Below are 1,480 nucleotides of genomic sequence, written 5' to 3' on the forward strand. Positions count from 1 at the left end.
TTGGTGCTGAGGTTGAAGTGGCTCGAGGCTGGAGTGGATCGCGGGGGGCCATGGTCCTCACCCTATCGGCGCCGGCCGTCGTGGTGCGAGGGTCCGCGCGGCCCCGCGCGCGGAGGCGTCCCTAGGGTGTTGTGGGGCATGAGGTTCTTGCCACGGGTGCGTCGATGAGATGAGGAACGGGCTCCCCGCCACAGGATGGAAGTTACGACACCACCCATCCGCAGGAGAAGAGCCCGCCCATGATCCACGCTAACGCACCACTGACCCCCACCGGGCGACTCCGCATGGTCACCCGCCACCTGAGCGACGGGATCCCCAAAGCCCACGTCGCTGCTGAGTTCCGGGTCTCACGCCCCACCGTGACCACCTGGGTCACCCGCTACCTCGCCGAAGGCGAGGAAGGACTGATCGATCAGCCCTCTCGCCCGAGGAACAGCCCCGGCCAGACCCCGGCGGAAGTCATCGCTCGCATCGAGGACCTGCGCCGGCAACGCAACTGGTCGGCCCGGCGGATCTGGCACCACCTGAGCAGCGGCGGCTGCGACGACGAGAACGCCCACGGCCGGTGGCACGCCCCGGTGGTGATCGCGCTGCGCACCGTGGGCCGGTGGCTGCACCGGCTGGGGATCTCCCGCCTGAGGGACCTCACCCCCGAAGGTGAGGACCAACGACGCCAGTCACGCAGGATCCACGCCTACTGGCCCGGTCACATGGTGCATCTGGATGTGAAGAAGGTCGGCCAGATCCCCGACGGTGGCGGCTGGTGGGCCCACGGCCGCGGCACCGGTGCGGCGTTGAGATCTAAGCGCGGACCCGGAGCACGGGTCGGGTACACCTATCTCCACTCCGCAGTCGATGGGTACTCCCGGCTGGCCTACACCGAGGCCCTCGAAGACGAGACGGCGAGGACCACGATCAGCTTCTTCGCTCGGGCGCGGGCGTTCTTCACCGCTCACGGGATCACCCGGCTGGACCGAGTGGTCACCGATAATGGGGCCAATTATCGGGCGAAGGACTTCACCCGGACGGTCGAGGCGCTGGCCAGCAAACATCAGCGGATCCGGCCCTACACGCCGCGGCATAACGGCAAGGTCGAGCGCTACAACCGACTCATGGTCGATGAGGTGCTCTACACCCGGATCTACGCCTCAGAGCAGGCACGCCGGCACGCCCTGGCGGTCTGGGTGAATCATTATAATTATCATCGTCCTCATACTGCCTGTGGTGAGATGCCTCCGGCCTCACTGGTCCCGGCCGGTGTCAATAACGTCACGCCCTCTTACACCTAGTGATCACAGTCTGACAGGCAAGGTGTGGCTCTGAAGTACACCCAAAGCGACGCCTGGCATGAAAAAGCGGGACGACGCTTGACGCGTCATCCCGCCAGATCAGAAGAGTTAGACCTTGAGGTTGCTCAGAGGGTCGTGGGTGCGTCCCACACTGGACGGCGCTTCTCTGGCTTAGATCCCCGGGCGAGCAG

At 65.8% G+C, this 1,480-nt stretch carries 1 protein-coding gene; it reads left to right on the forward strand.

Annotation, left to right across the window (positions count from 1 at the left end):
• Nucleotides 1–239: 239 nt before the first annotated feature.
• Entirely contained in the window at nucleotides 240–1,289 is a 1,050-nt protein-coding gene (locus BG28_RS13450; protein ID WP_036477973.1) for an IS481 family transposase, read from the forward strand.
• Nucleotides 1,290–1,480 lie beyond the last annotated feature (191 nt).

Source organism: Nesterenkonia sp. AN1, assembly GCF_000582475.1.
In the GTDB taxonomy this organism is placed as follows: domain Bacteria; phylum Actinomycetota; class Actinomycetes; order Actinomycetales; family Micrococcaceae; genus Nesterenkonia; species Nesterenkonia aurantiaca.